This window comes from Methanomethylovorans sp., from assembly GCF_050177135.1.
Classification (GTDB): Archaea; Halobacteriota; Methanosarcinia; order Methanosarcinales; family Methanosarcinaceae; genus Methanomethylovorans.
Genome location: NZ_JBFXHJ010000186.1, coordinates 1 through 3,827, shown reverse-complemented (window position 1 = coordinate 3,827; position 3,827 = coordinate 1). Strand labels below are relative to the sequence as shown.

The 3,827-nt window shown below is 43.3% G+C and carries 4 protein-coding genes; 2 read left to right on the top strand and 2 right to left on the bottom strand.

From position 1 onward, the window contains the following. Positions 1 to 106: 106 nt before the first annotated feature. The gene (locus AB7U21_RS11135) at positions 107 to 2,503 is read right to left on the bottom strand and encodes a type I restriction-modification system subunit M (RefSeq protein WP_428389080.1); all 2,397 of its coding nucleotides are present in this window, start codon (positions 2,501 to 2,503) and stop codon (positions 107 to 109) included. Positions 2,504 to 2,815: 312 nt separating this feature from the next. Here AB7U21_RS11135 and AB7U21_RS11130 point away from each other — a divergent pair, with 312 nt between their 5' ends. Together AB7U21_RS11130 and AB7U21_RS11125 are read left to right on the top strand one after the other, a co-directional pair. Further along, positions 2,816 to 3,256, top strand: coding sequence for an HNH endonuclease (locus AB7U21_RS11130; RefSeq protein WP_428389078.1), 441 nt, complete (start codon positions 2,816 to 2,818; stop codon positions 3,254 to 3,256). A 117-nt stretch (positions 3,257 to 3,373) separates the two neighbouring features. After that, a complete protein-coding gene (locus tag AB7U21_RS11125; RefSeq protein WP_428389076.1) occupies positions 3,374 to 3,583 on the top strand; it encodes a hypothetical protein in 210 nt (69 codons plus the stop codon). A gap of 15 nt (positions 3,584 to 3,598) precedes the next feature. Here AB7U21_RS11125 and AB7U21_RS11120 read toward each other — a convergent pair. Beyond that, positions 3,599 to 3,827 (bottom strand): hypothetical protein (locus AB7U21_RS11120; RefSeq protein ID WP_428389073.1); only part of this gene is annotated, 229 nt, incomplete at its 5' end.

The window sequence follows — 3,827 nt, the reverse complement described above, 5'->3', positions numbered from 1 at the left end:
CTCTCACCAAGTGATTCAAGAGCCACTACTTCCCAGTCCTTTGGAATCACTCCCACCTCAGTCTGCTTGTATCCGGCCGGGGTGATCTCAACAACAGTTTCAGCGCTCATAGCCTGAACCCCATCCTCTCCAAGTGCCCATTCACCTGTGCTTCCAGTTCTGCCACACGCTCGGTCATCTGTGGCATTGGGGTTTCATAGCGTTCAGCAAGTTCCTTCACACGCTGGGTGAGGGATTGGCTGATACGGTCCATCTCACCATGGATGGCAGTATCCAGCACAGTGAGCCATTTGTCATCCACTACCAGCGTCTTGATATCGTCCTCTGTGAGTTTGGGATAGTAAGCATAGGCTTTGGCATCAAGTGCACTTTCGGCATCTCTGAGACGTTTCTTCAGGTCAGCTTCCTCATTGGCAAGTTTCAGCCAGTCATTGAGTACAGCAGCTTCTTCCTGTGTTTCCCTGTCGCCTTTAATCTCCTTCAGGCGAGCTGTTACATTGGCCTTGTTCACCTTGTCAAGTTCAGAAAAAGCGCCTTCATCACCACTGTTCTCCTCTTCTATCTCTGTCATGCGGGCTGTGACACTTTCCAGTTCAGCAGTGAGCTTATCCACAGCCTCCTGTTCTTTTGCGAAGAAACGGGATACTATAAGCGACTTTGGCACGAGGTCGCAGGTCCAGCCCTTGTCCTTCTCCTTACCCTTCTTATCCTTCTCGATGATACGATAGGTCTTAGCCTTCCATCCCTCATCCGCAATGAGGTAGCAGTCATCCTGCATCGTTGTCTCCCAGTAGTCCATCAGGTGCTGATACACATCGTACTGGCTGATGAGAGGCTTACCCGCATAGTGAGCAAGCAGATCTTCAGATAGCATGGCTATGACTTCCTTCGGGTGACTGTCGGCTTGCAACTGCCGAAGCATAGCAGAGGACTTCTCACGCCAGACAGCGAAATGTGCATTCATACCAGAGATAAAAGCAGAGAACTCAGGATGCTCGTAGATGGTGGATTTAATAGCAGCTTTATCAGCTGCAAGATCAAGATATCTTGGTCTATTCTCTTTGAACAAGGTCTGCCGAAGCTGCGGACAGACATCCCAGTAACGCTGCAATGCATCCACATCAGCAACAGGAATACCACCATGCAGATGGCCTTCGATATCCTGCAGGTCCTCAGCCTGCTGGCTGTCAATATAACGCGGAAGGTTGAGATTGAACTCGTTCTTCTCTATCTCCTCAAAGCTTACCATCCGTGAGTATTTCGGGATCTCGGCCTGCCTTGTGAAAACATCCACAATCTTATGGATGTCTTGAGCACGCAGACGGTTCTTGGGACCATCCTTCATAAAACCCGCACTGGCATCTATCATGAAGATACCCTTGCGGTTCTGAGCTTCCTCCTTATCAATAACAATGATACATGCAGGGATGCCGGTACCGTAGAAAAGGTTGGCTGGCAGGCCTATGATACCCTTGATGTATCCCTTACGTACCAGATTACGGCGAATATCAGCTTCGGCATTCCCACGGAACAGCACGCCATGAGGCAGAATGCAGGCACCTTTACCTGTGCTCTTAAGCGAGCGGACAATGTGCAGCAGATAAGCATAATCTCCCTGCTTTGCAGGCGGAATTCCAAAGGGCTTGAAACGCTCATGAGGATCTTGCAGAGGGTCCAGACCAGTACTCCAGCGCTTATCGCTGAAAGGAGGATTGGCGACCACATAATCGAAGGTCTTGAGTATACCACCCTCAACGAACTTTGGGTCAGCAAGGGTGTTACCCTGCCATATAAGAGCTTCAGGATTGTTGTGCAAGATCATGTTCATGCGGGCCAGACCGGATGTGGCAGCGTCCTTTTCCTGACCGTACAGGGTTATCTTGGTTCTTGCCTCGTCTGCAACCTTCAAAAGCAATGAACCTGAACCGCATGTGGGATCATAGGCTGTGGTGGAACTTGTGGTATTTGCCTGACGTATCCCAAGTATCTGTGCAATGATCCGACTGACCTCGGCAGGAGTATAGAACTGGCCTTTGCTCTTACCGCTTTCCGTTGCGAAGTGCCTCATCAGGTACTCGTAAGCATCACCCAGGATATCATCACCTTCAGCACGGTTCTTTGAGAAGTCCAGTGCCGGATTCTCGAAGATGGCGATGAGGTTGGTAAGCCTGTCCACCTGCTCCTTACCGCTGCCAAGCTTGGTAGCATCATGGAAGTCAGGCATGTCGGACAATTTGTTGGCATTGACCAGAGGACCTATTATCTTCTTGTTGATCTGCTCGCCGATATCCGGCTTACCCTTAAGTGCAACCATATCCGCAAAGCTTGCACCTTCGGGAATAGTGATGGGTGCATAGGGAACCCCTGCATATTTGTCACTTACATACTTGATGAACAGCAGCACCAGCACATAGTCTTTGTACTGGCTGGCATCCATACCTCCACGCAGTTCATCACAGCTGGACCAGAGAGAAGAATAAAGTTCTGATTTTTTCAAGGCCATTATCTATACCACCGATAGAGGCTACTTTTAGATGGAGATGGGATATGCGTATTGTTTTTTATACCTCTTACATTCTCATCCGTAATCGTAAATAGCAGCTACCAAAATATTACAGTCAAAAGTAATAAACGTGTCCTTAGTTTTATTGTATGCGACTAAAGGGGAAGTAGTCAAATTATTGTAGATTTACTTATACATCGATGTTTTTAATAGTCCTATAATTAGCATTTGGGTATACTGTTAGAACACTTTCACTATGCATAGTGTAACGTTATATACAGACTCCAATACTCTATTTATAGGTGAAGACTTATGACTAAGTACAACTATCAGCCAAAGAAAGATAACCTCTTCTTTACAAGATCTGATGTACCTAGAAATTCAAATTATCCTCCAGATTGGCTTATAAGAAGAGATATTGTTTTAAAAAGAGATAATCACACTTGTAGGTATTGTGGAGACCAAAATCTTACTCATTCTCTCCATGTCCATCATATTAATCCTATAAGCAAAGGAGGAACTCACAACATAGGCAATTTGATTTGTGTATGTATCAAATGTCACTCTCAAATTCATTTTAGAAATGAAGAGTTAAATAAAAAATATATAAAAGAAATATGTGATCTGTACGAGATTGAAAATTTTGAAAGAACATTAAGAGAATGCTATCCATATCACAATCTTAAATCAGACAATTTTGTTCCAGATGAAGGTTTCCACTATGCTGAAGATAACATTATTTACAAGAAATAGGGGTATATACAACTTTTTTATAACGATAGGTTAAAAAACACTTTCAAGTTAGATGTAGATTAAAGACAATGAACACTCTGGTCCATAGCTAATTGAATTTATAAATGAGGACACAAAATGAAAATAGAACTCGGATTGGAGTACAATCCTATCAAAGACCAGCTTCTTAAGCAAGGAGCAAAGATTAATGAAGAAAAAGTGACTCAGGCAGATACCATGCTTAATCACATAAATCACCTACGGTTAGAAAGAATTATAGATGACAAATGTGCGAAAAAAGCATATAAAAATTTAGGAGAATATATAGGTAAAAACTGTATTAATTGACTTTTATTGTGTTTTTCATATGAAGAAATCCAATGTAACATTTTTAATTGTACGCTTCTTTTTTTCATCCCCATATGTACCTTCGTAAGTGCATTTATTTGTAAATCGCAAATCCAGTTCATTTTTTATGCATTCTACTTTTTCAGTAACAGAATTTAAATTGGAGCTAATATTAACCGCAATACCCCTCTTTTCCGATATCAACTGAATGTTACCACTTAATAGTGGATCATTAGTCATGTTT